21 protein-coding genes are annotated in these 24,993 nt (G+C 38.7%); 15 read left to right on the top strand and 6 right to left on the bottom strand.

What is annotated here, in order from left to right:
• The first annotated feature begins 84 nt into the window (after nucleotides 1-84).
• From acpS to IGI37_RS14175, 4 genes are all read left to right on the top strand, one after another.
• Nucleotides 85-435 carry a holo-ACP synthase gene (gene acpS, locus IGI37_RS14190; RefSeq protein WP_438762723.1) on the top strand — a complete coding sequence of 117 codons (351 nt, stop codon included), beginning with the start codon at nucleotides 85-87 and terminating at the stop codon, nucleotides 433-435.
• Nucleotides 436-451: 16 nt separating this feature from the next.
• The gene (gene alr, locus IGI37_RS14185) at nucleotides 452-1,573 is read left to right on the top strand and encodes an alanine racemase (protein WP_438762722.1); all 1,122 of its coding nucleotides are present in this window, start codon (nucleotides 452-454) and stop codon (nucleotides 1,571-1,573) included.
• A gap of 11 nt (nucleotides 1,574-1,584) precedes the next feature.
• A complete protein-coding gene (locus IGI37_RS14180; RefSeq protein ID WP_438762721.1) occupies nucleotides 1,585-1,992 on the top strand; it encodes a type II toxin-antitoxin system PemK/MazF family toxin in 408 nt (135 codons plus the stop codon).
• Nucleotides 1,993-2,054: 62 nt separating this feature from the next.
• Entirely contained in the window at nucleotides 2,055-2,342 is a 288-nt protein-coding gene (locus IGI37_RS14175; protein ID WP_438762720.1) for a DUF2500 family protein, read from the top strand.
• A gap of 151 nt (nucleotides 2,343-2,493) precedes the next feature.
• Here the strand turns inward: IGI37_RS14175 and rpsN are convergent, their stop codons facing one another.
• Nucleotides 2,494-2,763 carry a 30S ribosomal protein S14 gene (gene rpsN / locus IGI37_RS14170; RefSeq protein ID WP_438762719.1) on the bottom strand — a complete coding sequence of 90 codons (270 nt, stop codon included), beginning with the start codon at nucleotides 2,761-2,763 and terminating at the stop codon, nucleotides 2,494-2,496.
• A 129-nt stretch (nucleotides 2,764-2,892) separates the two neighbouring features.
• Here rpsN and murI point away from each other — a divergent pair, with 129 nt between their 5' ends.
• From murI to IGI37_RS14145, 5 genes are all read left to right on the top strand, one after another.
• Nucleotides 2,893-3,654, top strand: a complete 762-nt coding sequence (gene murI / locus IGI37_RS14165) for a glutamate racemase (protein ID WP_438762718.1) — start codon at nucleotides 2,893-2,895, stop codon at nucleotides 3,652-3,654.
• 118 nt (nucleotides 3,655-3,772) lie between these two features.
• Nucleotides 3,773-4,732 (top strand): NADP-dependent oxidoreductase, encoded by a 960-nt coding sequence (locus tag IGI37_RS14160; RefSeq protein ID WP_438762717.1) that lies wholly within the window; start codon nucleotides 3,773-3,775, stop codon nucleotides 4,730-4,732.
• A 3-nt stretch (nucleotides 4,733-4,735) separates the two neighbouring features.
• Nucleotides 4,736-5,050, top strand: a complete 315-nt coding sequence (locus tag IGI37_RS14155) for a hypothetical protein (RefSeq protein ID WP_438762716.1) — start codon at nucleotides 4,736-4,738, stop codon at nucleotides 5,048-5,050.
• A 408-nt stretch (nucleotides 5,051-5,458) separates the two neighbouring features.
• On the top strand, nucleotides 5,459-8,167 hold the full coding sequence (locus IGI37_RS14150) for a YhgE/Pip family protein (protein ID WP_438762715.1): 2,709 nt from the start codon (nucleotides 5,459-5,461) through the stop codon (nucleotides 8,165-8,167).
• A 168-nt stretch (nucleotides 8,168-8,335) separates the two neighbouring features.
• Nucleotides 8,336-9,991 (top strand): MutS-related protein, encoded by a 1,656-nt coding sequence (locus IGI37_RS14145; RefSeq protein WP_438762714.1) that lies wholly within the window; start codon nucleotides 8,336-8,338, stop codon nucleotides 9,989-9,991.
• A 180-nt stretch (nucleotides 9,992-10,171) separates the two neighbouring features.
• On the opposite strand, the gene IGI37_RS14140 is transcribed toward IGI37_RS14145, so the two are convergent.
• The gene (locus IGI37_RS14140; RefSeq protein ID WP_438762713.1) at nucleotides 10,172-12,106 is read right to left on the bottom strand and encodes a fructose-1,6-bisphosphatase; all 1,935 of its coding nucleotides are present in this window, start codon (nucleotides 12,104-12,106) and stop codon (nucleotides 10,172-10,174) included.
• Between the two features lie 319 nt (nucleotides 12,107-12,425).
• Between IGI37_RS14140 and IGI37_RS14135 the strand changes: the two genes are divergently transcribed.
• The 3 genes from IGI37_RS14135 (at nucleotide 12,426) to IGI37_RS14125 (ending at nucleotide 15,100) form a co-directional block, all read left to right on the top strand.
• Nucleotides 12,426-14,249, top strand: coding sequence for an APC family permease (locus IGI37_RS14135; protein WP_438762712.1), 1,824 nt, complete (start codon nucleotides 12,426-12,428; stop codon nucleotides 14,247-14,249).
• Nucleotides 14,250-14,499: 250 nt separating this feature from the next.
• Nucleotides 14,500-14,688 (top strand): type II toxin-antitoxin system HicA family toxin, encoded by a 189-nt coding sequence (locus IGI37_RS14130; protein WP_438762711.1) that lies wholly within the window; start codon nucleotides 14,500-14,502, stop codon nucleotides 14,686-14,688.
• A gap of 31 nt (nucleotides 14,689-14,719) precedes the next feature.
• A complete protein-coding gene (locus IGI37_RS14125; protein ID WP_438762710.1) occupies nucleotides 14,720-15,100 on the top strand; it encodes a type II toxin-antitoxin system HicB family antitoxin in 381 nt (126 codons plus the stop codon).
• A gap of 78 nt (nucleotides 15,101-15,178) precedes the next feature.
• On the opposite strand, the gene IGI37_RS14120 is transcribed toward IGI37_RS14125, so the two are convergent.
• Genes IGI37_RS14120 through IGI37_RS14105 form a run of 4 tightly spaced genes read right to left on the bottom strand, consistent with a single transcriptional unit; the run spans nucleotide 15,179 to nucleotide 18,622 of the window.
• Nucleotides 15,179-15,841 carry an ABC transporter permease gene (locus IGI37_RS14120; RefSeq protein ID WP_438762709.1) on the bottom strand — a complete coding sequence of 221 codons (663 nt, stop codon included), beginning with the start codon at nucleotides 15,839-15,841 and terminating at the stop codon, nucleotides 15,179-15,181.
• 4 nt (nucleotides 15,842-15,845) lie between these two features.
• On the bottom strand, nucleotides 15,846-16,766 hold the full coding sequence (locus IGI37_RS14115) for an osmoprotectant ABC transporter substrate-binding protein (RefSeq protein ID WP_438762708.1): 921 nt from the start codon (nucleotides 16,764-16,766) through the stop codon (nucleotides 15,846-15,848).
• Nucleotides 16,766-17,404, bottom strand: coding sequence for an ABC transporter permease (locus tag IGI37_RS14110; RefSeq protein WP_438762707.1), 639 nt, complete (start codon nucleotides 17,402-17,404; stop codon nucleotides 16,766-16,768). The genes IGI37_RS14115 and IGI37_RS14110 overlap by 1 nt, the downstream gene beginning before the upstream one ends.
• Nucleotides 17,405-17,407: 3 nt before the next feature.
• Nucleotides 17,408-18,622, bottom strand: a complete 1,215-nt coding sequence (locus IGI37_RS14105; protein ID WP_438762706.1) for a betaine/proline/choline family ABC transporter ATP-binding protein — start codon at nucleotides 18,620-18,622, stop codon at nucleotides 17,408-17,410.
• Between the two features lie 609 nt (nucleotides 18,623-19,231).
• On the opposite strand from IGI37_RS14105, the gene queA reads away from it, so the two are divergent.
• The 3 genes from queA to tgt all read left to right on the top strand — a co-directional run bounded on the left by queA (nucleotide 19,232) and on the right by tgt (nucleotide 24,937).
• Complete coding sequence (queA, locus tag IGI37_RS14100) at nucleotides 19,232-20,263, top strand: tRNA preQ1(34) S-adenosylmethionine ribosyltransferase-isomerase QueA (protein ID WP_438762705.1); 1,032 nt, start codon at nucleotides 19,232-19,234, stop codon at nucleotides 20,261-20,263.
• A gap of 718 nt (nucleotides 20,264-20,981) precedes the next feature.
• Complete coding sequence (locus tag IGI37_RS14095) at nucleotides 20,982-23,624, top strand: cation-translocating P-type ATPase (RefSeq protein ID WP_438762704.1); 2,643 nt, start codon at nucleotides 20,982-20,984, stop codon at nucleotides 23,622-23,624.
• A 167-nt stretch (nucleotides 23,625-23,791) separates the two neighbouring features.
• Nucleotides 23,792-24,937: a tRNA guanosine(34) transglycosylase Tgt gene (gene tgt / locus IGI37_RS14090; protein WP_438762703.1), complete on the top strand. Its 1,146-nt coding sequence runs from the start codon at nucleotides 23,792-23,794 to the stop codon at nucleotides 24,935-24,937.
• Nucleotides 24,938-24,993: the final 56 nt, after the last annotated feature.

Below are 24,993 nucleotides of genomic sequence, written 5' to 3'. Positions count from 1 at the left end.
TTTGTTATATATAGGTTTATGAGTGGTTTTTCTATTTATTTTTGGTAGAATAAGGATATCTTAACTTTGGAGAAAAGAAAAATTATGATAAAAGGTATTGGAATCGATGCAGTTGAATTAAAGAGAATTGAGAGAATTATTAAAGAAAAAAGAAGTTTTACTACAAGAGTGTTGACAACTAATGAGTTGATGTTGTTTAATGACTTGACACTACATCGACAGATTGAATTTTTGGCTGGTCGATATGCTTGTAAAGAAGCATTTTCGAAAGCTTGGGGCACTGGGATTGGGAAAGTGAGCTTTCAACAAATTGAGATTCTGAAAAATGAATTTGGTGCACCGATTGTTACAAACTCTCCACATACAGGAAACGTATTTGTTACGATTACGCATACAGATACCGTGGCAATTGCCCAAATCCTGTTGGAGGATTGAGAAAGAAGGATGAAGCATGGTTGTCGCAAATTATCGACCAACAAAAGCGATTATACATACAAAAGCAATAGAAGAAAATGTCAGAAATGAACGCAACCGCCTACCACAAGAGACGGAGCTGTTTGCGGTTGTAAAAGCAAATGGTTACGGGCATGGGGCGGTAGAAGCTGCAAAGGCTGCAGTAGCTGGTGGAGCGACAGGGTTTTGTGTGGCGACACTGGATGAAGCCATTGAATTACGTGAGGCCGGTTTTATAGAACCTGTGTTGATCTTAAGTATAATAGATCCAAGTTATAGCGAGCTCGCTTTGTCACATGATTTATCGGTTACAGTTGGGACGATGGAAGCTCTAAAAATAACACTTGAACTGTTGAGTCAATCGACTTTGACAAACAAGTTAAAGATTCATCTAAAAGTTGATACAGGCATGGGCCGAATTGGCTTTCGTTCTTCTGAGGAAGTGAATGAGGCAATTCAGCTGATTGATCGCTCAAAAAGCAGCCAGTGGGAAGGGATTTTTACTCATTTTTCAACTGCCGATCAAGCTGAGGATAGCTATTGGCAACAACAAGAGACACGATTTATAGGAATTCTTGAAGAGTTGCCCTATAAGCCACGTTTTGTTCATACGAGTAATAGCGCAACCGCTTTGTGGCATGAAGCGGGTATTGGCAATCTAGTGCGTTATGGTGTTGCGATGTACGGAATGAATCCATCTGGAAACGCTCTGGAAGCACCGTATCAGTTACAACCGGCTTTGGAGTTGGTTTCAGCACTTATCCAAGTGAAGCAAGTGCCAAAAGCTGAGGGGATTGGCTACGGTAAGACGTATGTCACACCCGAGGTTGAGTGGATTGGGACAGTCCCAATCGGATATGCAGATGGTTGGCTACGAAAGATGCAAGGTTTTCATCTGTTAGTTGAAGGAGAACGTTGTGAAATCGTGGGAAGAGTGTGTATGGACCAACTAATGATTCGGTTGCCACGAGCGTATCCTGTGGGGACGAAGGTTACGCTTATCGGTCAGAATACTGGGCAAGAGATACACATACAAGATGTGGCAAATCAATTAGGCACCATTCATTATGAAGTTGCATGTACGATTTCGGCTCGTGTGCCTAGAATATATGAGATATAAAGGAGAAGCTAATGGTAAAACGTGGTGATATTTATTTTGCAGATCTTTCACCAGTTGTTGGTTCGGAGCAAGGTGGAATAAGACCTGTTGTAATTATTCAAAATAATTTAGGGAACCATTTTAGTCCGACAGTCATTATTGCTGCTATTACCGCAAAAATGGCTAAGCCTAAGTTGCCTACTCACATTGGAATTAAGGCAAGTAAAGATGGCATTGATAGAGACTCTGTCATTTTACTTGAACAAATACGAACAATCGATAAAAGTCGTTTGAAAGAAAAAGTGTGTCATTTAGATGCAAAAATCATGAATGGAGTGGATCGTGCTTTACGAATTAGTATCGGTATCGAACCAACCACTCATGGCCATCATGGACATGAGAAAACGCATGGACAGGGATCTAAAACAAGTCATACATAAAGAAGGAGTGAGGCTTTGGTCTCACTTTTTCTATAGAAAAAATTGAACTAGGAGAAAAGAAAATGGCTTATCTAGTGATTAGTGCGATTGGAATAGTTTTTATCTTATTTGTTATAAAGGGTGTCAGAGGGTGGAAAAATCAGCTGAAGAATCCCATAGAAGAAATTTATGGTTTAGTGGTGAAAAAGTATGCTACAGAGATAGAGGGAATCAATCGCTACCATATTGTTTTTCAACTTCGTGATATTGAAACGGTTTATCAGGTTCCCCATGAGGTGTATATTCGTTTAGAACCGCCAGTCCGAGGGGCACTTAGGTTTCAAGGAGACCAGTTCATTTCGTTTGAATAATACGTCTATCATAAAAAAAAAGGCTCGTGTAACATAACCCAATTAGTTATGTCTCACGAGCCATTATCCGAATAAACGGTGAGTCGGGTACCTGTCTGGTTCTCGGAATGAAAGATGCCTGTTCCAACCTTTTACTATTTTATCGCAGGACTCACCAGCTTGCTTTGGTTACCCCAGGAATCTGCCCTTTTCGCGCAAGTTCTCTAAATTGAATGCGGGATAGGCCAAACTTCCTCATGTATCCACGTGGACGACCATCAATAGAGTCCCGATTTTTTAAGCGAGTCGGATTTGCATTCAAAGGTAGTTTTCGAAGACCCTCGTAGTCCTTATCCGCTTTTAATTCAGCTCTAATTGCTGCGTAGTCTTGAATGATTTTTTGTTGTTTTTTAAACTTTGCCATTTTCGATTTTTTAGCCATCTACTGACTCCTTTTCGTTTAGTGGCAAACAAATTGAGCGGTAAATCAAAAGGGTTCCGATTTACTTGGTAAAGATATCATTTTTTATAGGAAAGTGCAATTTATCTGTTTGTAAAGTGAGGGAAAAGTATGAATGTACAGCCAATCGGTGTGTTTGACTCAGGCGTTGGTGGGATTAGTACACTAAAAAAATTAAGTCAATTATTACCAAATGAACAGTTTATTTTTTATGGCGACTCTCTTCATGCACCTTATGGAGATAAAACGATAGAAGAGGTGTATAATCGCTCAAAAGAAATTGTCGATTATCTTCTGACCAAGAATGTCAAAGCCATCGTCATCGCTTGTAATACAGCGACGAGTGCGGCCAAAGAAAGACTGATAAGAGACTATCCAGAGTTACCAATTATTGGTATCGAGCCTGCGCTAAAGGAAGCAATTGATCAAGGAGAAAAACACATTCTTGTGCTGGGCACACAGTTAACGATGAATTTGCCAAAATATCAGAAGATGGTGACAAAATACGCGCATACGCATACGATTCACTCAGTTGCTTGCCCTGGATTAGCAGAATATGTTGAATCGGGGATGAATCAGCCACAGTTATTGAGCCAGTTACTAGATGAGTTTTTGGGTAAGTATCAAGACAAAGAGTTGGAAGGTGTGGTGTTGGGCTGCACACACTACCCATTTTTGGAAAAAGAAATTAGAACGTATCTTACAACGAATATCTCTGTTCATACGGGCTACCAAGGAGTGGCTAGACAATTACAACATTTATTACAAGAAAAACAACAATTAAATCAGAATAACAGCAAGGGTGCCGTTACACTTTTGGGGAGTAAACCAAAAGAAATTCCTTATTATCAACAGCTATTTGAGTTCTTTTAAATGATGTTCGTAAATTTTGTGCAAGACAATAAGTAAAAGAAAGTGCAGGTATAGCTGTCGAATTTTTGGTTAAATTCAGTTGTTTGACGTACATTAGAAGTAAGGAGTGTGAGAATCAATGAAACGATTTGCAATGAAGGATTATGGTAAGGCTGAGGATGTTTTTACACTGATTGATGCACAGCCAAGAGAAGTTAAGTCAGAACATATTCGAGTAGCAATCGAAGCATTTGGGATTAATCCTTATGATAGTCAGGTAAGAAGTGGTCTAATGAGAGAAGTTCAGCCAGTGAAATTTCCTTATGTCTTGGGTCATGATGGGACAGGAGTTGTGACAGAGGTTGGAGATGAAGTGACTGAGTTCAAAGTGGGAGATGCGGTGATTATTTACCCGATTTCAGGAACTTATGGAGAAGAAGTTGTGCTACCTGCCAAAAAAGCCATCAAACGACCTGAAAACATGTCAATCGCTGAAGCCGCTGCTATACCAACTGTTGGAATTGCAGCATATAATATTTTATATCAAGAACTCAAAATAAAAAAAGAAGCCGTGGTCATGATACAAGGTGCCTCAGGTGGTGTTGGTTCCGTTCTTGTACAGCTATTAAAGGCTAATGGCAATCAGGTTTTAGCGAGTGCTTCTTCTAGAAATGCAGAATTTGTAAAAAGCTTAGGTGTGGATGCGTTTGTTGCCTACGATAAAGAGGACGCAGGAAAAGTATTCTCTAATCGTGCAGATATCGTTATTGATGCCACTAAAGGCAGTAGAACAGCCAAAAATGGCATGGAAATTATGAAAGAGATGGGGACCTATGTGGCGTTGAACAGCTTACCAGAAGAGGACAAGCGGACAAAACAGGGGACGTACATTTATTTTCAACCAAAAAAAGAATATGCAGATAGAGAAGCATTTAAAGGACTACTGTCTGCTTATGAAACAGGACAGTTGAATATCAAGGTAGCTGAGGTACTCCCCTTTACTCTAGCAAGTGTCGTACGTGCCCACCAAGAGATAGAGGGACATCCAACAGCTGGTAAACTGATTATACAAAAGGAAAAAAATGTGGAGATGGCGTAAAGCATGGATAAGAAAACATGGCAGCTACTAAACGAAAATTTTAATGAATTCGAATTTATCGAGATGGGCTATTATCGGTTACGTCAAATAGATGAAAATCGTTATGAGATGGCCTATATTCTCTTAGGCCCTTGTGGGGATAAAACCTATCACCCACAAATTACCCTGGATGTAGGCGATGAGATACAGCCTCTAAAGTTTATTGATACCGAAGTTGTCCCTAATGTTCGACTGTCTAGTGAAGAAGAACCAGAAAAATTGCAGCAGGCGTTAGAGAAATTAGTGGATAAATTCTTAGGAGCAAAAGGATTGTTGTAGAGACAAAGGGCTTTAGGCAAGTTTGGTCTCATCCTTTTAAAAAGAGTTTCATCAAAGAACATGCGTCATCAGTTGGATTTGACTGGTGATGTAGTTTTTTTTGACTAATTACTTCTAAGGTAAGCGGCTAAAAAATTCAAAAATCGAGCGACTTAATGCGAGTTTTTGAATTAAAGGAAACCCGCGATTCGTTCCAATACTCTTTCTTGATGAAGAGTGGTAAAGTAAATTAAGAAGAGTTATTTTAATAAATATTTAAGGTTTCTTTTTTGTAAAGGGTCTCATTTTTGACAGTTATTCTTATCTGTCAAAAAAAAGCCATATTCTCGGTGGTTCTCGATTGCATTCACTGAAAAAAACATGGTAAAGTAGTTCAGCTAATGAAAATGCACGAAGGATGTGTCTGAAGTGAAACATATCAAAAATACATTAAAATTATTCGTACTAGACTGGAAACGAATAGTGAAAAATCCAATCGCTACATTATTGATTATTGCGTTGATGATTATCCCCTCATTATATGCTTGGTTTAATATAAAAGCTTTGTGGGATCCCTATGCCAATACCGGCGAACTACCGATAGCTGTCTATAGTGCAGACGAACCGACAACCTTTCAAGATAAAGAGGTAGGAATCGGTGATGAGGTGATGAAAAGCCTCCATAAGAACAAACAGTTAGGTTGGCAATTCGTTGATTCAAAAGCAGAATTAGACGAGGGAGTTAAATCAGGTAAGTATTATGCAGGAATTTATTTGCCAAAAGATTTCTCGAAGGATTTGCTTAGTTTTACTACTGGGGAGATAAAAAAACCAACGATTGACTATTCTATTAACGAAAAAATCAACGCCATTGCACCAAAGATTGCCGATAAAGGAGCTAGTTCTTTACAGGCCCAAATTACGGATGAGTTTACAAAAACGGCAAGTTCAACTTTAATCAAGGTCTTTAATGAAATTGGTTACGATTTGGATAGCAATCTGGTCAGCATCACCAAAGTCAAAAACATGATTCTTTCAACAGACAAAGATTTAGATAAAATTGATGGTTATACCAAAGAAGTGGTTGAGTTAAATAACAAAATGCCTGAACTAAAAGAAAAATTAGCAAAAGCGAATGAGTTTGTTGAATATATTCCTAAAGTTGACGAGATGGGCAAAAAGTTGGTGTCATTGAACGATAAAATGCCACAAATTAAAGAACAAGCATCGATTATCTTGACCTTACAAGAGAAAATTCCTGAGATTCAAAATGCGGGGAAACAATTGGCAGAGGTAGACAGTGATTTTGATTCGATTGAACAAACAATGAATGAAGGAATTGGGGAAGCTAAAACAGGCTTAAAGATTATTCAACAGGTCCAAACAGCCTTGCCTAATATTAAAGAATTAGGCAATCAGGCAAGTGATTTGTCTAAAACAACAAGTGATGCGCTTGGACAGTTTCAACAAGCACTGCCAGGGATTACCACAAGTGTGAAGGTGACACTAGAAACTTTAGGCGATGTCTCTTCTGATGTGGTGTCCATTACCGGAGAGTTACAAGAAGTGATTAGTGACAATCAACTAACTGATGATGAAAAGGCAGCGGTTATTTCTGCATTATCTAGTTTTTCAGAAAAATTAGGTAACCAAATCACCGCAATTGATGATTTGATTGCGTTATTTGAAAAGATTCAAGGCTTACCAGAGGGACCAGATTTGAGCAATCAAATTGCTAGCTTGAATAACTTAAAAACATTAATTTCAGGAATGAAAACCCGTATAGATGGGATTGTTTCTGCAGGACCTGATGCGTTAAATGTAGATGGTTTATTAACTCTTTTGAGTGATATCAACGCATTCGCTGGCTCCGTCAATTCAATCGTTTCGGGGATTGATGCGGATGCGATTAGTGCAAAAATTTCGAGTGTACTTGATAAAAGCTTAGCGACTTTAAAAAATGCGGATGATCTGCTAGCCAAAGCACAAAAAATTGATTTTGATTCTTTATTATCATCTACGGCTAAAACAGTCAGTAACGCCATTGATATTTTGGAAAAATATCAAAAACAGATGCCAGCCATTCATCAAGAAATTCATGATGCTAATGTGATGTTGAATGGTCATATGGATGAGATTGTTAATGGTATTAATAAGGGGGCGGATTTATATAACAATGAACTACCAATTTTAGAGGATAAACTAGGCTTAGCTGCTGATTTTATAGAGAATGATTGGCCTGGATTAGAAAAAGAAATCACAACTACCTTAGATACGCTAAATGATAAGATGCCTGTTGTTGAGAGTGCTTTGACGAAGGCGACGGATTTAATTAACAACGATTGGCCAAGTATCAAATCAGGAGTCAGAAAAGCGGCAGATGCTATTCGTAAAGGGGAAAGTGAAGTAGACCTTGGTCAAGTCATCAAACTTTTGAAGCTCGATGCGAACAAAGAAAGTGATTTCTTTACCAAACCTGTTGAGCTGCATACAAATCAATTGTACCCAATTGCTAATAACGGCTCTGCAAGTACCCCGTTCTATACGGCTCTTTGTTTGTGGGTTGGGGCTGTCTTGTTCTCAAGTATTGCAACGACGGACTATTTCTTAAAAGAAAAAGACAAACACAAATACAGCAAACGTGAACAATTTTCAGCACGTATGTTGACCTTCTTAACCATGGGACTTGCTCAAGGGTTGATTGTTACATTAGGAAATTATTTCTTAATTGGAGTGGATGTTCGTCATCCGGTCTATAGTGTGCTCTTTGGTCTATTGATTGCTTTGACATTTATGATGATGGTTTATGTTTTAGTAGCGCTCTTTGGCAATGTCGGGAAGGGCATCGCGATTATTATCTTGGTGCTTTCCATCTCTGGTGGGGGTGGGAATTATCCGATTCAAGTATCTGGAAAATTCTTCCAAATGATTAATCCTTTCCTACCCTTTACGCATGCGGTTAATTTATTAAGAGAATCGGCTGGTGGAATCTACTGGGCGAATGCAACAAAAGATATCTGGATTATGGTTATTCTAATGATTGTTTTTGCGATTGTCGGGGTTTGGTTCTATCCATATATTGAAACACAAATGAAGAAATTGACGAAGGTTTCACACGAGAGTCATATCTTCCATTAATCTACAATAAGCCGATTGGGATAAGGTCCTAATCGGTTTTTTACAAGCTTTTGGTTCTTGGAACATCGAAAAACAAATGCCAATTGTTTGAGGTTGTTAAATTTGTGCTTTTTCTTTTTTTTGTGAAGTGATAAACTTAAAAGAAAACGAATTCGTGAGGGCGCTTATATGACAACAAAGTCTTTTATTATTCTTTTAATTGTGTTTGTAATTGTAGTAGTGATTGGGATGGAGATTTCTAATCGAATAAAACTACGCAAATTAGTTCAACAAAAGTGGGGTAGACAACCACGTCAGCCACGCTTTGATAAGGAAAAGAGTCTGAAAGACGCTTGGCAGTCGGCAAAAGGTTATCAACAATTTGATAGTGAGATTGATGATATTACTTGGTATGACTTAGATATGTTTGCTGTTTTTGAGTTATTGAACTCAACCTATTCGAGCACGGGTTCAGAAGCCCTTTATCAACGGCTTAGAAATTATAATTTTGATCAAAAAGAAAATCAAACGCTGGAGAAACTGATTCAGTTTTACGAGGAACAGCCAAAAATCAGAGAAGAGATTCAGTTTCATTTTGCGCGGTTGGGAAAAAAGGATAATAATTTTGTGAAGCAGTATCTTTCGGATGCCAAGTCCAAAACAATCGCCAATCCTTGGATTTATATCTGTTTAGGATTGTTGCCACTTGTTGGTGTGGGTCTGATTTTTGTTCAACCAGCGACAGGAATTCTTTTGACTATTGGAGCGATTTGTTTTAATACGGTCTATTATCTTATCAAAAAACAAACCCTTGATACAGAACTTAACAGTATGAGTTATTTGGTTCAAACGATCTCGACGGCTAATGCCATCGCTAAACTCCCTAATCCATTAAGTCAAGAGTTGAAGGGACATTTATCGACTTTGAAAAGTATTCCAAAATTTGGTTTTGCGTTTCGTGTCAAAGGAAATAGTGAGGCAGAGATGTTTTTTGAGTATATCAACATTATGTTTATGTTGCCGTTTATTTCTTATCACTATGTACTAGGTCATCTTGAGAAAAATCAGGAAGAGGCCAAAAAGTTATGGGACATTTTGGGGCAATTTGAGGTCGCAGCCGCTGTTTTAAATTTTAGAACCTATATGCCAATCACTTGCCAACCTGTCTTTTCCAATGGTGGGGTTACCTCAGAGGGTATTTATCATCCATTATTAACACAAGCGGTTATGAATGAAGTCGATTGGCAAGAAAATACATTGGTAACCGGCTCTAATGCGTCTGGCAAATCAACCTATGTAAAAAGTGTCGCAATCAGTTGTATTTTGGCTCAGACGATTCAAACTGCAGTCGCAGAAAGTTTTACCTTACAAGAAGGCCACGTGTTGACTTCGATGGCTATTGAAGATGATCTATTTGAAGGGGACAGTTATTTTGTAGCTGAAATTAAATCAATCAAACGGGTTCTGGATAAGGCAGCAACGAATCAGAGATGTTATTGTTTTGTTGATGAAATTTTGAAAGGAACCAATACCATTGAGAGGATTTCTGCTTCAGCAAGTGTGGTGGATTGGTTAACTGGCTATCCTTCTTTAGCATTTGTAGCAACACATGATATCGAGTTAACAGAGATCCTAAAACACCGTTGTAAGAATGTTCACTTTGAGGAGCAGGTAACTAAAGAACAAGGAATTACCTTTGACTACAAACTTCGTCAGGGACCCTCTAAGACCCGTAATGCGATTCGTTTGTTAGAAGTGATGAATTACCCTGAAAAAGTTGTTGAACGCGCAAAAGAGGAAGCAGAGGCATTTGATACGACTAGACAGTGGCCGGTCTTAAAGTAGTCGCTCTTTTTTAGAGGATAGCCTCAAGTAGTAAGAAATTTCATGGGTGAGTGAAGCCATAATAATAGAAACGAGCAGTGAGTTTATGATAAAGCTAAACTCACTGCTCGTTTTTTGTTGTACAACGTTGACTTTGGAGATCCTTCATCCCTAGCTAACAAGCCCAGGGCATGGAGTTAACTAACGATTTTTTTCTTTTAGGTAAGCCAGTAGTTCGGTTAGGACTTGGCATTGCTCTTGGATACTTGCTCCGATAGTTGTTTCTTTTATTAACGTTCGTTTGACTTGGGTATCAATTACCTTTTTCAAATAAGTAGGATCGCGTTGCTCGTCCAACAACTTTGGAATCGAGTGGAAAGGCTGATGCGTCACAATTTGGAACCCATAGGAATTATTGAGTAATGAATAGCCCGCAATTCCAGTCGTTTCTTGATAGGCCTTTGAGAGCCCACCATCAATCACAAATAGCTTACCAGAGGCTTTAATTGGAGATTCACCTTTTGTCACTTTGACTGGTGTGTGCCCGTTAATTATTTTCGACTGCTCATGTTCCAAACCGAAATGAGTCAGAATCATCTGACAAGTTTTTTCCGTATTTCGCAAACGATAATATGGATTGTTGTGCTCCTTGTGCGTCTGTTTATCGTCAATAAAGTAACGCTCAAAAGTGGTCATCGCACTACGACCAAACAGTGGAGAAGCCTTACCCACCCAACTGTACCAAATTAAATCCGTCGCCAAATCATCATGGACAGTCGGCTGTAGACAACTTTGGCGAATTCTTTTTTCAAATTGTTCAAGTAAAGATTTTCCAAAGTAAAAGACACCATCGATGTTCAATTCCATGAACCGACCCTCTTCATTTAATGGAATGCAACCATGGAACAAAAGGTGGTTATTGTAGACGAGATACATGCTTCCCTTCGCTAACAGGAATCTCATATGTCGTTGTAATTTTTCAGAATGCTGAAACGAGTGCATCAGACTTTTCACGACATATTGTTCTTCATCAGACAATTTATACGGTTGCTCTTTTGAAAGTGTCTGGAAGCAAGAATGATTAAGCGGATAGGTTTGTTCGCCCACTTGTAGCTGATTCGTTTTTAAATCAATTTTGTCTAAAAACAAACGATCCTCCATCTGAAACGAGGGTCGTCTCAGGATAATTTGCCCTTCTAGCTTGAATTGAATAATCGCTAGCGCTTGATGGACTTTCTCTAAGCGCTCATCGCTTTCAGGTTGGAAGGGTTTACCGCCCTTACGCTCTTTGGGTGAGAAACCATCATTTTCCTGATAGGTGTCTTCAGCAAAGAGAAAAAGGGGACGTAAGTTTAAGGAATAGGCACTTTCGAGTTCATAGAGATAATTGTAGCGTGCGGCAATTCGCAGCAGTGTCAACAAACAAGCCTCTGATCCTGCATAGGCCCCTAGCCATAAAATATCGTGATTTCCCCATTGAATGTCTAATGAATGATAAGTCATCAAACGCGTCATAATTTTGTCTGCATTTGGACCTCGGTCAAAAATATCTCCGACAACATGTAAATGGTCAAGAACCAATTGTTGAATGCTTGTTGAAACCTCGATAATAAATGAGGGAGCTTCCCCCAATTCAATCAGACGAGTGAGAATCTCTTGATAGTAGACCTCTTTTTCGTTTAGTGAAATATCGGTATAAAGAAGTTCTTCTACAATGTAGGTGTAATTTTTTGGAAGGGCCTTTCGAACTTTGGAACGAGTATATTTTGAGGCCGCATAAGTCAGTAGTTGGATAAGCTGTAAAATCGTTTTTTCAAACCATCTGTGAGTTTTCTCTGAAAAAAAGGAAGAGTCTTTCAGGATTTCTCTAGGATAAGCCACAAGTAGAGAAAATTTATCTTTTTCAGTTTCTGATAATTGATCACCAAAGCATTCGCTAATTTTCTCACGTAAATTTCCTGCCCCTGTTCGTAAAATGTGATCAAAAGCAGGGTATTCTCCATGAATATCGCTAAGGTAAAGCTCGGTTCCTTTTGGTAAATTTAAGATGGCTTCCAAATTTATTAACTCAGTAATAATCTCTCCGCTGTTTTCAAATTCTTTTGCCAATAAGTCAAAATATCTTTTTTGATCCATAAGCTCTTCTCCTGTAAAATTGGTCTAGTTATACAATATCACAGTTATTGGTATTTTAATAGGGTTATTCGTCGTTAGGTATAGATTGAATATTGAATCTTCAATAGTAGGAACTTTATTATTACAAACGTTATTAATTAATGTCGATTGTTAAATGAGAAACTAAAATAGAATCGGCCAATTTGCTCAGTGTCTTCTTATGAAAAATTATTGGAATTTTCATTGACTTTATGGGTAAGTGAGCGTAGCATACTGTTTTGTTTATCTGTTTATTTTAGGTACAATAAAGTAAACGGGATAGAAGGAAGGATGTTGGAAAGTGGATTATTTAAAAAGATTGTTGGTAGGAAAACCATTGAAGTCTGCCGAGAATGATGAGCAAAAGCTGAGTCGATTTTCGGCTTTGGCCTTGTTGTCTTCCGATGCATTATCTTCTATTGCTTACGGGACAGAACAGATCGTAGTTGTCTTAGTAGCTTTATCCAGTGCCGCGATTTGGTATTCATTACCGATTGCAGCTGTCGTAATTGTCTTATTAGTTTCATTAACATTATCTTATCGCCAAATTATTCATGCGTATCCTCATGGCGGTGGAGCTTACGTTGTTAGTAGCGAAAACTTAGGGAAGAATGCAGGACTGATTTCTGGTGGTTCTTTATTAATTGACTACATGCTAACGGTAGCCGTATCTGTCTCGGCTGGTGCAGAAGCGATTACTTCCGCTATTCCGGCATTGTATAATCATCAAGTAGCTATTTCGGTGATGATTGTTCTCTTAATCATGATGTTAAATCTAAGAGGATTAAGAGAGTCGGCAGGGTTTTTAGTTTTCCCAGTATATCTATTTATTGGAATTATAACAATTTTAATTTTTATTGGTTTATTTAATATTCTCACCGGTGCAGTTCCATTACATGCGACTGCTATCCCTGGAACGGTGGTTCCAGGAATTTCCATTGCGCTGATATTACGAGCCTTTTCATCGGGGTCTTCTTCATTGACAGGGGTAGAAGCAATAAGTAATGCAGTGCCTTTCTTTAAGAAACCACGTGCCAAAAATGCTGCAGGAACTTTAGCGATGATGGCTTCTATTTTAGGTTTCTTTTTTGTCGGAATTACGTTTATTAACTATTGGTATGGGATTGTTCCTGAAACAGAAGTGACTGTCTTAGCTCAAATCGGTAAAGCGGTTTTTGGTTCTGGTTTTATGTATTATGTCTTACAATTTTCAACTGCATTAATTTTAGCAGTCGCAGCTAATACTGGATTCTCAGCATTTCCTGTCTTAGCTTTTAATCTGTCTAAGGATAAATTTATGCCTCATATGTATCAAGACCGTGGGGATCGATTAGGCTATTCAAATGGGATTATGACCTTGGCAGCAGGCTCAATTATTCTATTGTTTATTTTCCATGGTTCGACAGAACGTTTGATCCCTCTTTATTCAATTGGTGTATTTATTCCGTTTGCGTTATCTCAAACAGGAATGGTGATTCATTGGCGTCGCGTAGGAAAAAAATGGCTACGTAAATCATTGGCCAATATTGTTGGGGCCGCTATTTCGTTTAGTATCATTTTGATTTTATTTATGTACCGTTTGCAAGATATTTGGCCATTCTTTATTATCATGCCTATCTTATTATTTATCTTTTATAAAATTCATGATCACTATAAGAAAGTGGCCGAACAGCTTCGCCTAGAAGAAAAAGCAAAGGCACACGAATTTGATGGAAATACAGTGCTTGTTTTGGTCGGAAATGTGACTCGGGCCAATGTTGGTGCTTTAAACTATGCTCGTTCAATCGGGGACTATGTGGTGGCGATGCACGTTTCTTTAGATGAAGATGTGAAGAAAGAAAAAGAAATCGAAGCTGAGTTTCGCGAGAATTTTCCGGATGTTCGTTTTTCGGTGGTTCACTCATCGTATCGTTCTATCGAAACACCAATCATTCGTTACGTTGACCTAGTCAGCAAAAATGCTATGAAGCACAACTATACAACAACGGTCTTAATTCCACAATTTGTGCCAAATCATCGTTGGCAAAATATTCTGCACAACCAAACAAGTCTTCGTCTAAGACTACGGTTATCATGGCGCCAAAACATTGTCGTTGGCACCTACAGTTATCATTTGAAAAAATAAGAAGAAGCTGTTTGAAGAAAAGAAACAGACAAACGAGATTTATAAATTGGAGCTATGAGTGAATGTAAACAGCATTTACTCATAGCTTTTTTGCAAAAAAAATTATTCGTCATTCAGTTAAGAAAAGGTCAACTCCTATCAAATGCGTAAATAAACTAGAGAAGCAATTTTTTGTCTTTCGAGTGAGAGCATTAGTTGTTGCTTTAATACGCATTGTGCGTATAATAGAAATGTGAGGGAGTTAAGTGAAATGTCGCTTACTGGAAAAGAGATGGTTCGTCTTGCTAAACGTTCCGGTTGGAGAGAAGTCCGTAGAAATGGTAGTCACCATATTATGTTTAAGGTCGGCCATGAGCCGGTTTCAATCCCTGTACACGGGAATAGAGATTTAAAAAAAGGAACAGAACAAATGATATTGAGAGGGCTTGGCATAAAATGATAGTAGCTTAACTTTATGAGGAGTGAGAAGTATGATTAAGACCTATCCAGCAATTTTTCATGAGGAAGACGATGGGTATTGGATTGAATTTCCGGAGTTTCAAGGAGCAGCTGAGGGAGAGACCTTAGAAGATGTGATGAGTGAAGCAAGTGTATTTTTGTCTAGTATGGTGGCCTACTACATTGATGAAGGGCTCGAGCTACCGACTCCTAGCGATATTCATTCGTTAACGGTAGATCAAGGCTTTATTAGTATGGTTCAAGCAGACGCAGCCCCTTATATTAAGGGCAACAAAGCAATTCGAAAAAATGTGACAGTTCCCGAATGGATTTCTAAAAGAGCAGATAAAGCAGGAATCAATTATTCGGAGGTTTTGACACGGGCTTTGATGGAGAAACTACATCTTTCGTAGGTATAGGTCGGAATAGAATAAAAAGGTGCAATGCCCAATTTTTGGGATTGCACCTTTTTAAATTCGTTAAGGTATCTCTTAGGCTGTGTGTTTACTTACTGGATCTAATTTACGTTCGATGATTCCTAATACCCAGTCTGTAATGATAGCCATTAAAGCGGTAGGAAGTGCTCCAGCAAGAATAATCGAAGTTCCTGAGGTGGCGTTAGTTCCTCGAATAATGATATCTCCTAAACCACCAGCACCTACGAAGGCACCAATTGCAGTAATCCCAATGGCTACGACTAACGCATTTCGAATTCCAGCCATAATGACTGAAACAGAAAGTGGCAGCTCAACCATATAGAGACGTTGCCAAGCAGTCATGCCCATTCCTTTTCCGACATCGAGAATATTTCGATCCACTTGAATCATGCCTGTATAGGTATTCTTTATGATAGGCAATAAAGAGTAGAGGAAGACTGTGACAATTACGACAGTGGGGCCTAAGCCTAAACCAATCATCAGAATCGAAATCATTGCTAGAGAAGGAACTGTCTGAATGATGTTCGCCAGTCGAATAATCCAGTTAGCTAACTTTCTTTTTTTAGAAATGGCAATCCCAATAGGAATGGCCACGATAGCGGCAAAAATGACTCCGTAAATAGAGATAAGAAAGTGGCGGAGAAATTGTGAAAAGACATAGGCGCCGTTTTCTTGGAAATAATAAATAAATTGTTGAAAGACGTTCATCTTATCCATTTCTTCACTTCCCTTCAAAGTAGTTATTTTCTTTTAAGAAACGTTTTGCAACGACAGAAGGTTCAACTAAGTTGTTATCTGCTTCATAGTTTAATTCCTGCATTTTTTTTGTATCAATCGTTCCCTCAAGTTTTTTCATTGCTTCTTCTAATCCAGGGGTATCATTTAATAATTGGTCATCCACCACAGAAGCGGCATCATAAGGGGGGAAGAATTTCAAATCATCTTCTAGCATGACTAAATCATAGCTAGCAATTCGACCATCCGTTGAATACCCTAGTACGATATCCATTTTTCCAGCATCAACGGCATCATAGACCAAACCAATTTGCATAGGTAAAATCGACTCAAACTCAAAGCCATAAGCTTTTTTAAAGCCATCGTAACCATCGCCCTCACGTGTAATCCAGGCGGTATCGACACCAGCAACAAGTTGATCGGCGACTTCTTTTAAATCACTGACTTTTTTTAAATGATACTTCTCAGCCGTATCTTTTCTGACAAGAAAAACATACGTGTTATCAAAACCATAAGAGTTAAACCAGGTCTGTTGGTAACGACTTTCAAACTCTTTTTTGACGATGGAAAAGGCCGCCTTTGGATCCTTTTCAGGTTTTAAGTCAAGGGTAGTCGTTAAATCAGTTCCGGTATAACGTGCAGCAGAAATACTCGCATCATGATTCATCATGGCTTGATGGTTAATGGTGGTTGTCGCTAGATTGTTAATTACTGTCGCTTTTTTATCTGTGTAATGTTCAACCATTCCAGCAACTAGACTACCCAAGATTTGAGCTTCAGAGGTAATACCACCTGTAATTGCAATAGTGTCTTTATCTGAGCTTGTCGAAAGACCAGGTAGGGAACAACCTGAGAGAAGGGTGAGGCTCGTTAAAAAGACCAAAAAAATTCGTATTCTTTTTTTCATTATTGTTCACGCTCCTTTAATGCTGCAGGAGTTAATTTGTTTTCTAAGACACCCAATAAAAGATCGGCTAATAAAGCCAGAATTGTTACGGGAATGGTTCCTGCAAAAATTAGGTCAGGCTGATAGTTATTTAAACCACTAAAAATCAAATCACCTAATCCACCTGCACCTATATAAGAGGCGAGTGTTGCCCAAGAAATAACATAAACGGCGGCCAAACGAATTCCTGCCATAATGGTTGGCATAGCGATTGGTAGCTCGACACTAAAAATTGACTGAAGATTGGTCATGCCCATTCCTTTTGCGACATCTCGATAGTTCCAATCAACACTCTTCATTCCGATATAGGTATTTCTCAAAATAGGAAGAAGTGAGTAGATGAACAAAGCGATAATTGCTGGTGTTTTTCCAACACCAAAAAAAGGAATCATTAAAGCCAGTAATGCAAGAGAAGGGACAGTCTGCAATGCACTGGTAATCCCAATCACGATATTTGCTACTTTTTGAAACCGAGTGAGCAAGATTCCTAACGGGACTGCGATGATAATGCCAATCAGTAAAGCAAAAAAGGAAATATACAGATGCTCGACACTCTTTGATAAAATTTCTTCGCCATGTTGACTAAAAAAATCACTCATAAACTACACACCTTCTTTTATGTTCGTGTCTGTCTGGATCTCTTTATCTGTAGGAGCTACTTCTGGTTTGGCCGCTTCTATGGCTTCGGTGATGGAACCTTCTTCTCCCCAAATGACATCATAGACGATATCAACAAGAGAAGCACGGGTTAGGATTCCTACGATTCGGTTCTTTTCATCTACTACGGGAACATATTTTAGTCCTCGTTTTAGAATTCTTTGTAGGGTGTCGCGAAGTAAAGCTGTTTTTTTCACAGAGAAGACTTTCGGATTAGTAATGTCCCCAACGCTTGAGACTTTGCCACGCATTTTATCAAGTGTTTCAACATCAATAAACCCTTTTAGCGTACGTGAATTGTCGACAACTAATAAGGTATCTACTCGTTTTTCACGCATAAGTTTGATGGCTTCTTGTAAGGATTTTTCTGGTGTGATAGTAATAGCTGTACTTAACATGACTTCTTCAACACGTGTGACGTCAGGTTTAGCTTGAAGTAAACGATCTTCTCCAATTAGCTCTTCAACGAATTCATTGGCTGGACTGCGTAAAATGTTTTCTGGGGTATCGAATTGTATGACTTTTCCTTCACTCATGATGGCAATACGGTTGGCAAGCTTTAGTGCTTCATCCATATCATGCGTAACAAAGACAATTGTTTTTCCGAGACGTTCTTGCAAATCCTTTACTAGATCTTGAAGTGCGTCTCTGGTAATTGGATCCAAAGCGCCAAAAGGTTCATCCATCAAAATAATATCTTGATTGGCAGCCAATGCGCGGACGACACCGATTCTTTGTTGCTGGCCTCCTGAAAGCTCATCTGGGTAACGGTCAAGCATTTCACGGGGGAGTTCAACTAAATCAATCATTTTCTCCGCTGTTTTGTCACGATCTTCTTGACTTTGTTTTAAAAGCTTTTGGACAAGTGTGATATTCTCTCTAATCGTCATATGTGGCATTAAGCCAATATTTTGAATGACGTATCCAATTTTTCTTCTTAGTTCAACAGGATTCGTTTTTTGAATATCTTGTCCATCAATCAAAATTTTCCCTTTGGTTGGATCCGTCATTCTGTTAAGCATCCGCATGGTTGTTGTCTTCCCGCTTCCACTTGTACCGATAAAGCAAATAAATTCGCCTTTTTCAAAGGAGATATTTACATCATCAACGGCAATTTTTCCACCCTTATATATTTTTGACACATGTTGAAATTCTATCAACTTTCTCACCTCGAGATTTTCATTTTGATTTTTGTTTACGTTATCAGTATGCATGATAATCTTGGGATTCTCAAATAGGACACATTATAAATTTCTTTGATAGTCTAACTTTTGAGTCGAAGGATTAGAATAAAATAACTATTTTTCTGAAAATTTTCAATAATTTAGCAAGGCGGTTTCATTAGAGACTGTCGTGAGTACGTGAAGGATAATTTTGGAAAATAGAATAACCAAAGTCGGTAAGTAAAAACAACCTAAGAAACAAAATGACGTTCTATAGATTCTTTGTCTGAGGCGTTTACTTTGATAAAGCGGTAAGGAAAGGAGACACGCACAATCAGTTAACCGTGCATATCCATGGTTGTTTGAACGTAGGATTATCACAAGAGGAGATTATAGAAGTCTTCACACAATGTATTCCGTAGGGTTCCCCGAAGCCTTAAATGCTATTTATACCGTGCAGACAGTCTTTGAGTCATTAGAATAGAACTTCGTGTGAAATAAAAGAGTTGTGCTAAGTCCTCCAAAAAAAGACAAGGGCGATGTTCGCCTTTCAAGTGAAAAAGTGATAAAATGACGAAGACTATAGTGAAGAAAGAGTGAATAGGAATGTTAACAACTGAAGATTTTGATTTTAATTTACCAGAAGAATTGATTGCTCAAACGCCTTTACAAGACAGAGCAAGCTCTCGTTTATTAGTTTTGAATCGTGAAACAAAGGAAATGGAAGATAAGCATTTCCATGAAATCATCGATGAATTAGAGGCTGGCGATGCCTTGGTTATGAATGATACGCGTGTTCTACCTGCCCGTCTGCATGGAGAGAAACCTGAAACAGGGGCTCACCTGGAGATTTTATTATTAACAAATACATCAGGGGATACATGGGAAACTTTAATTAAACCTGCAAAAAGAGCAAAGGTTGGCACAGAAATTGTTTTTGGTGACGGACGCTTAAAAGCAATTGTGAACGAAGAGCTGGAACATGGTGGACGAATCATTACTTTTTCTTATGACGGCATTTTCTTAGAAATCTTAGAATCTTTAGGCGAAATGCCTTTACCACCCTATATTAAAGAACGACTTTCTGATCCGGATCGTTATCAAACAGTGTATGCTAAAGAAAATGGCTCAGCAGCAGCACCAACTGCCGGCCTTCATTTTACTCCTGAGTTGTTAGAAGCGATTCAAGCAAAAGGAATTCAGCTGGTTTATTTAACACTGCATGTGGGACTTGGAACTTTCCGTCCAGTGAGTGTTGAGAATATCTCCGAACATGAGATGCATAGTGAGTTTTATCGATTAACTGAAGAGGCGGCCAATCAATTAAACCAAGTTCGGGAAAACGGTGGAAAAATCGTCGCAGTCGGCACGACCTCGATTCGAACACTTGAAACAATTGGTAGTAAATTCGATGGCGCAATTAAAGCAGATAGTGGTTGGACAGATATCTTTATTACGCCAGGGTATGAATTTAAAGTGGTTCAAGCCTTCTCAACCAATTTCCATTTACCAAAGTCAACATTAGTCATGTTAGTCAGCGCGTTTGCAGGAAGAGATTTAACTTTAGCGGCTTATCAACATGCAATTGACGAACAGTATAGATTCTTCAGTTTTGGCGATGCGATGTTTGTAAAATAAGTGCTCAGTTCATTAATGATAGTAGAACAAACATTAGTAGCAAACAAATTGATACGAAGTTGCTTGTTTTGATAACTGTCTAAAATTCGGTTATCGCAATCTTTGAAAATGAATGGACAACCTATAAAACTAAAAAAAGCTGAGCTCTCGATGGGCTCAGCTTTTCTGTATTCGGAAGGGAATTAGTTGGTTAATTGGTTAACGTTACTTTTCATTATCCATGCAAAGTATCTTTTGAATTTCTTTTATCTCATAAACAAACATCTTGTTCTTCGTAACAGTTTCTACTTTTTGTAACATGAGACTCTATTCAATTGTTTTTTATTACGATATTGACTTACTAATTGATGTCGTGCTCCCACGCATCACATGTCGTATCACGCATTCACTATTTTTAAGTTTCTTAAATACTCCACACGCATAATCTAAAAGGTGAATCTAATACTTTTAACAACTTTGTTTACAATGTTTCTACATCGAGAAATTCTTTAACCTAACTAATTTATCCTCCTTCCTTACACTCATAATATACCACGGATAGAAAGCGTTTGCAAATTTAAAGCTCGTTTTCGAACTGTTTATTTTTTTGTCAGAAAATATGAAAATTTTGTGACTTTTCTAAAGAAAACGGGCATTTATTATAAAAAATAGAAAAAAACATGCTATAGTAATATAGGAAGGAAAACTTTCTTTTCACTAGAAAATAAGGAGGAATAGAATGGATGCATACAAAAAAACTGTGGATTACCTAGTCGAAGAGGTGCAGACAGATGTAAAAATAGGTCTGACAAACACTCAAGCTAGTCAACGCTTGAAAGAACAGGGGCGAAACAAATTTGAAGAGGCAAAAAAAGACTCGCTTTTGAAAAAGTTTCTACATAATCTGACTGATTTTACGACAATGATTCTATTGGTGGCAGCAGCGATTTCATTTTATACGGCAATTGCTACGGATCACGGAGATTATTTTGAAGGAATTTTAATCATAGCAATTGTAGTGATTAATTCAGTTCTAGCAATTGTTCAAGAAGGTAATGCTGAAAAAGCTCTTTCTGCTTTACAGGATATGAACAAACAAACCTGTCTAGTTCTGAGAGAAGGTAAGGTTGAAAAAGTTGATGCTGAAGAAATAGTTGTCGGTGATGTTTTGGTATTGGAGTCTGGTTCCATGATTGTAGCTGATGCTCGGCTAACGCAAACTTCCCAGCTAAGGGTTGAGGAGTCTGCGTTGACCGGGGAAAGTGAAGCCGTAGAAAAAGATGCGGAGTTCGTAGGAAAAGAGGATGAAAACTTAGGCGATCAATTGAACATGATTTTTAAAGGCTGTACAGTCGCTAATGGCCGTGGTCAAGCAGTGGTTACAGCAACGGGAATGCAGACGGAGATGGGGAAAATTGCGGGGTTATTGAATGATCATACAGCCCAAAAAACACCTTTACAAAAACGTCTAAACTCATTAGGAAAACGAATCAGTTTACTTGCATTAGGTGCAGCTGCATTAGTTTTTATCATTGGTCAACTGCAAGGAGAGCCTATGCTTGAGATGTTTATGACAGCTGTTTCCTTAGCGGTTGCTGCAGTTCCCGAAACATTGACAGTGATTGTGACATTAACCTTGGCTTTTGGTGTGCAAAAAATGGCTAAGAAAAATGCGATTATCCGCCAATTACCAGCTGTTGAGACGCTTGGAACGGCCAATGTAATCTGCTCAGATAAAACAGGGACCCTCACACAGAACAAGATGCGTGTTCGCCGCGTTTGGACACGTGGAGATGAGGTTATCCATACAGAAGATGCGATGACAGACGAAGCAATGGAAGTATTGAAAATGGCCTCTCTTTGTTCAGATGTTCTTGTAGAAAAAGAAGATGGCGAACTAATCGTGAAGGGAAATCCGACTGAAGCTGCGATTGTTCGAGCAGTTGAGGAAAACTATCATACGAAAGCTGAGTTAGAGGAGGCATATCCAAGAATTGCCGAGCTTCCGTTTGACTCGAGTCGAAAAATGATGACAACCGTCCATTCGATGGGGAAAAAGTATATCTCCATAACAAAAGGGGCGTTTGATGTTCTACTTCCCAGATTCCGTTTTGGAGATGTTGATCAAGCCGCTGTTGTAAATGATCGTTTTGGTAAAAAAGCTTTACGTGTGATTGCAGTCGGTTATGCGATTCACGAAGAGGAACCAACGGATATTCGTTCAGAGGTTTTGGAAAAAGATTTACGTTTACTAGGCTTAATTGGAATGATTGATCCGCCAAGACCTGAGAGTAAAGGGGCGATCGCTAGAGCCAAGCGCGCCGGAATTAAGACAGTAATGATAACAGGAGATCACGTCGTTACAGCTAGTGCCATAGCAAAAGAGTTGGGCATTCTTTCAAACAAAAGTGAAGCCCTAACTGGCTCTCAGCTACATCAATTAACAGATGAGGAGCTAGATGCCCGTGTTAAAGATTTGTCAGTCTATGCTCGTGTAACACCAGAAGATAAGATTCGAATTGTTAAATCTTGGCAGCGTACAGGAGCGGTTGTGGCTATGACAGGGGATGGCGTTAATGATGCACCTGCTTTAAAAGCGAGTGATGTCGGCTGTGCAATGGGAATTACTGGAACAGACGTGGCTCAAAGTGCCGCTGATATGGTCTTAACGGATGATAATTTTGCGACGATTGTTGATGCAGTTGCTCGAGGTCGTGCAGTATATCGCAATATTAGAAAAGCAATTAATTTCTTGTTGAGCTGTAATATTTCAGAGATATTTATTGTCCTACTAGCGATGTTGTTTGGCTGGGGGGCGCCGTTTACCGCCGTTCAATTGTTATTTGTTAACGTTGTAGCAGATGGGTTACCTGGATTTGCTTTAGGAAAAGAACCTGCTGAAAGAGGCATTATGGATGAAGCACCGATTCCAAGAAATGAAGGCGTCTTTGCACGTGGTTTATGGCAAAAAATTGGGATTAATGCGAGTGTCTTTACCGTCATTACATTGTTTGGTTTCTATTTAGGTTCATTTGTTGACAGTGTCAGCCCTTGGATTGATGCTAGTCATGAAGTTGGTCAAACAGTGGCCTTCTTAATCCTAGCTTATTCATCTATTTTACATGTCTTTAATGTCAGAAGTTCACAGTCCATTTTTAAAGTGAAGCTAGAGAGTAATAAATCACTCTTTGAGATGGCTGTATTAGCAACAACGATTACCACGGTAATTGCTTTATTACCATTCACACAAGATTTGTTTGGACTTGTCCGAATCAGTTTAAACCACTGGATGTTGGCGATTGTCTTATCAATTGTTCCTATCTTTGTTAACGAGCTGATCAAGTTCCACCAAAGTCCAGAAGAAGAAACAGAAGAGCTTTAAAAGCGTTAGTTTCCTATAGAACAAAAAGGGAGGTACTCTGGCCAAAGTGAGGGTCGGGTGCCTCTTCTAATTTTTGAGAAGAACTTTTGTGAAATCTTGCCAAAAGAAGGGGAAACTATTATGATAGAGAAAGTTGTATAAGTTAAAAATAGAAAGTAGGGAAATGAATGTCTCAACCTGCCATTCGTTATCGATTAATAAAGAAAGAAAAACATACAGGTGCTCGTTTGGGTGAAATTATCACGCCACATGGGACGTTTCCGACACCAATGTTTATGCCTGTTGGAACATTAGCCACTGTGAAAACAATGTCGCCTGAAGAATTGAAAGAGATGGGCGCAGGAATCATTTTAAGTAACACGTACCACTTGTGGCTTCGACCAGGAGAGGATTTAGTGGAAGAAGCTGGTGGATTGCATAAATTTATGAATTGGGACCAACCGATTCTCACTGATTCTGGTGGTTTCCAAGTGTTTTCGCTTAGTGATATGCGAAATATTGTGGAAGAGGGCGTTCATTTTAAAAATCATTTAAATGGTTCAAAAATGTTCCTTTCTCCTGAAAAGGCGATTAACATTCAGAATAAATTAGGCTCAGATATCATGATGAGCTTTGATGAATGCCCGCCGTTTGACGAGAGTTATGATTATGTCAAAAAGTCAGTTGAACGGACTTCTCGTTGGGCAGAACGTGGCTTAAAAGCACATGCGAATCCAGATCGTCAAGGTTTGTTTGGGATTATTCAAGGAGCGGGCTTTGAAGATTTACGTCGGCAAAGTGCGAAGGATTTAGTTGGGATGGACTTTCCTGGCTATTCGATTGGTGGCCTTTCTGTAGGTGAATCAAAAGAAGAGATGAATCGCGTGCTTGATTTTACGACACCTCTGATTCCTGAAAATAAACCTCGTTACCTAATGGGTGTGGGAGCTGCTGATTCTCTGATAGATGGCGTGATTCGTGGCGTGGATATGTTTGACTGTGTTTTACCAACAAGAATTGCCCGTAACGGTACTTGTATGACTTCTCAAGGTCGTCTTGTTGTTAAAAACGCACAATATGCACATGACTTCCGTCCAATCGATGAAAAATGTGATTGTTACACTTGCAAAAATTACTCAAGAGCGTATGTTCGCCATTTGATTAAGTGTGATGAAACCTTTGGGATTCGTCTAACTTCTTATCATAATCTTCATTTCTTGTTGCACCTGATGAAGCAAGTTCGTCAAGCGATTATGGATGATAATTTACTTGAATTTAGACAAGCCTTTTTTGAAGAATATGGCTTTAATAAAGAGAATCCGAAAAGTTTCTAAAAAATAGAGGAAAAGGCTAGTTAAACGAGCCGTTTTCTGCTAAAGTTAAGATTGTG

The sequence above is a fragment of the Enterococcus sp. AZ194 genome (assembly GCF_051713825.1).
In the GTDB taxonomy this organism is placed as follows: Bacteria; Bacillota; Bacilli; order Lactobacillales; family Enterococcaceae; genus Enterococcus_K.
The sequence above is the reverse complement of the archived record's forward strand: the minus strand, read 5'-3'. Positions and strand labels throughout refer to the sequence as shown.

Coding starts and splice junctions, on each gene's coding strand:
- acpS (WP_438762723.1), top strand. CDS start 85: ATGATAAAAGGTATTGGAATCGATGCAGTTGAATTAAAGAGAATTGAG.
- murI (WP_438762718.1), top strand. CDS start 2,893: ATGAATGTACAGCCAATCGGTGTGTTTGACTCAGGCGTTGGTGGGATT.
- alr (WP_438762722.1), top strand. CDS start 452: ATGGTTGTCGCAAATTATCGACCAACAAAAGCGATTATACATACAAAA.
- IGI37_RS14125 (WP_438762710.1), top strand. CDS start 14,720: ATGATTAAGACCTATCCAGCAATTTTTCATGAGGAAGACGATGGGTAT.
- IGI37_RS14130 (WP_438762711.1), top strand. CDS start 14,500: ATGTCGCTTACTGGAAAAGAGATGGTTCGTCTTGCTAAACGTTCCGGT.
- IGI37_RS14180 (WP_438762721.1), top strand. CDS start 1,585: ATGGTAAAACGTGGTGATATTTATTTTGCAGATCTTTCACCAGTTGTT.
- IGI37_RS14140 (WP_438762713.1), bottom strand. CDS start 12,106: ATGGATCAAAAAAGATATTTTGACTTATTGGCAAAAGAATTTGAAAAC.
- IGI37_RS14120 (WP_438762709.1), bottom strand. CDS start 15,841: ATGGATAAGATGAACGTCTTTCAACAATTTATTTATTATTTCCAAGAA.
- queA (WP_438762705.1), top strand. CDS start 19,232: ATGTTAACAACTGAAGATTTTGATTTTAATTTACCAGAAGAATTGATT.
- IGI37_RS14160 (WP_438762717.1), top strand. CDS start 3,773: ATGAAACGATTTGCAATGAAGGATTATGGTAAGGCTGAGGATGTTTTT.
- rpsN (WP_438762719.1), bottom strand. CDS start 2,763: ATGGCTAAAAAATCGAAAATGGCAAAGTTTAAAAAACAACAAAAAATC.
- IGI37_RS14175 (WP_438762720.1), top strand. CDS start 2,055: ATGGCTTATCTAGTGATTAGTGCGATTGGAATAGTTTTTATCTTATTT.
- IGI37_RS14095 (WP_438762704.1), top strand. CDS start 20,982: ATGGATGCATACAAAAAAACTGTGGATTACCTAGTCGAAGAGGTGCAG.
- IGI37_RS14145 (WP_438762714.1), top strand. CDS start 8,336: ATGACAACAAAGTCTTTTATTATTCTTTTAATTGTGTTTGTAATTGTA.
- tgt (WP_438762703.1), top strand. CDS start 23,792: ATGTCTCAACCTGCCATTCGTTATCGATTAATAAAGAAAGAAAAACAT.
- IGI37_RS14115 (WP_438762708.1), bottom strand. CDS start 16,766: ATGAAAAAAAGAATACGAATTTTTTTGGTCTTTTTAACGAGCCTCACC.
- IGI37_RS14155 (WP_438762716.1), top strand. CDS start 4,736: ATGGATAAGAAAACATGGCAGCTACTAAACGAAAATTTTAATGAATTC.
- IGI37_RS14110 (WP_438762707.1), bottom strand. CDS start 17,404: ATGAGTGATTTTTTTAGTCAACATGGCGAAGAAATTTTATCAAAGAGT.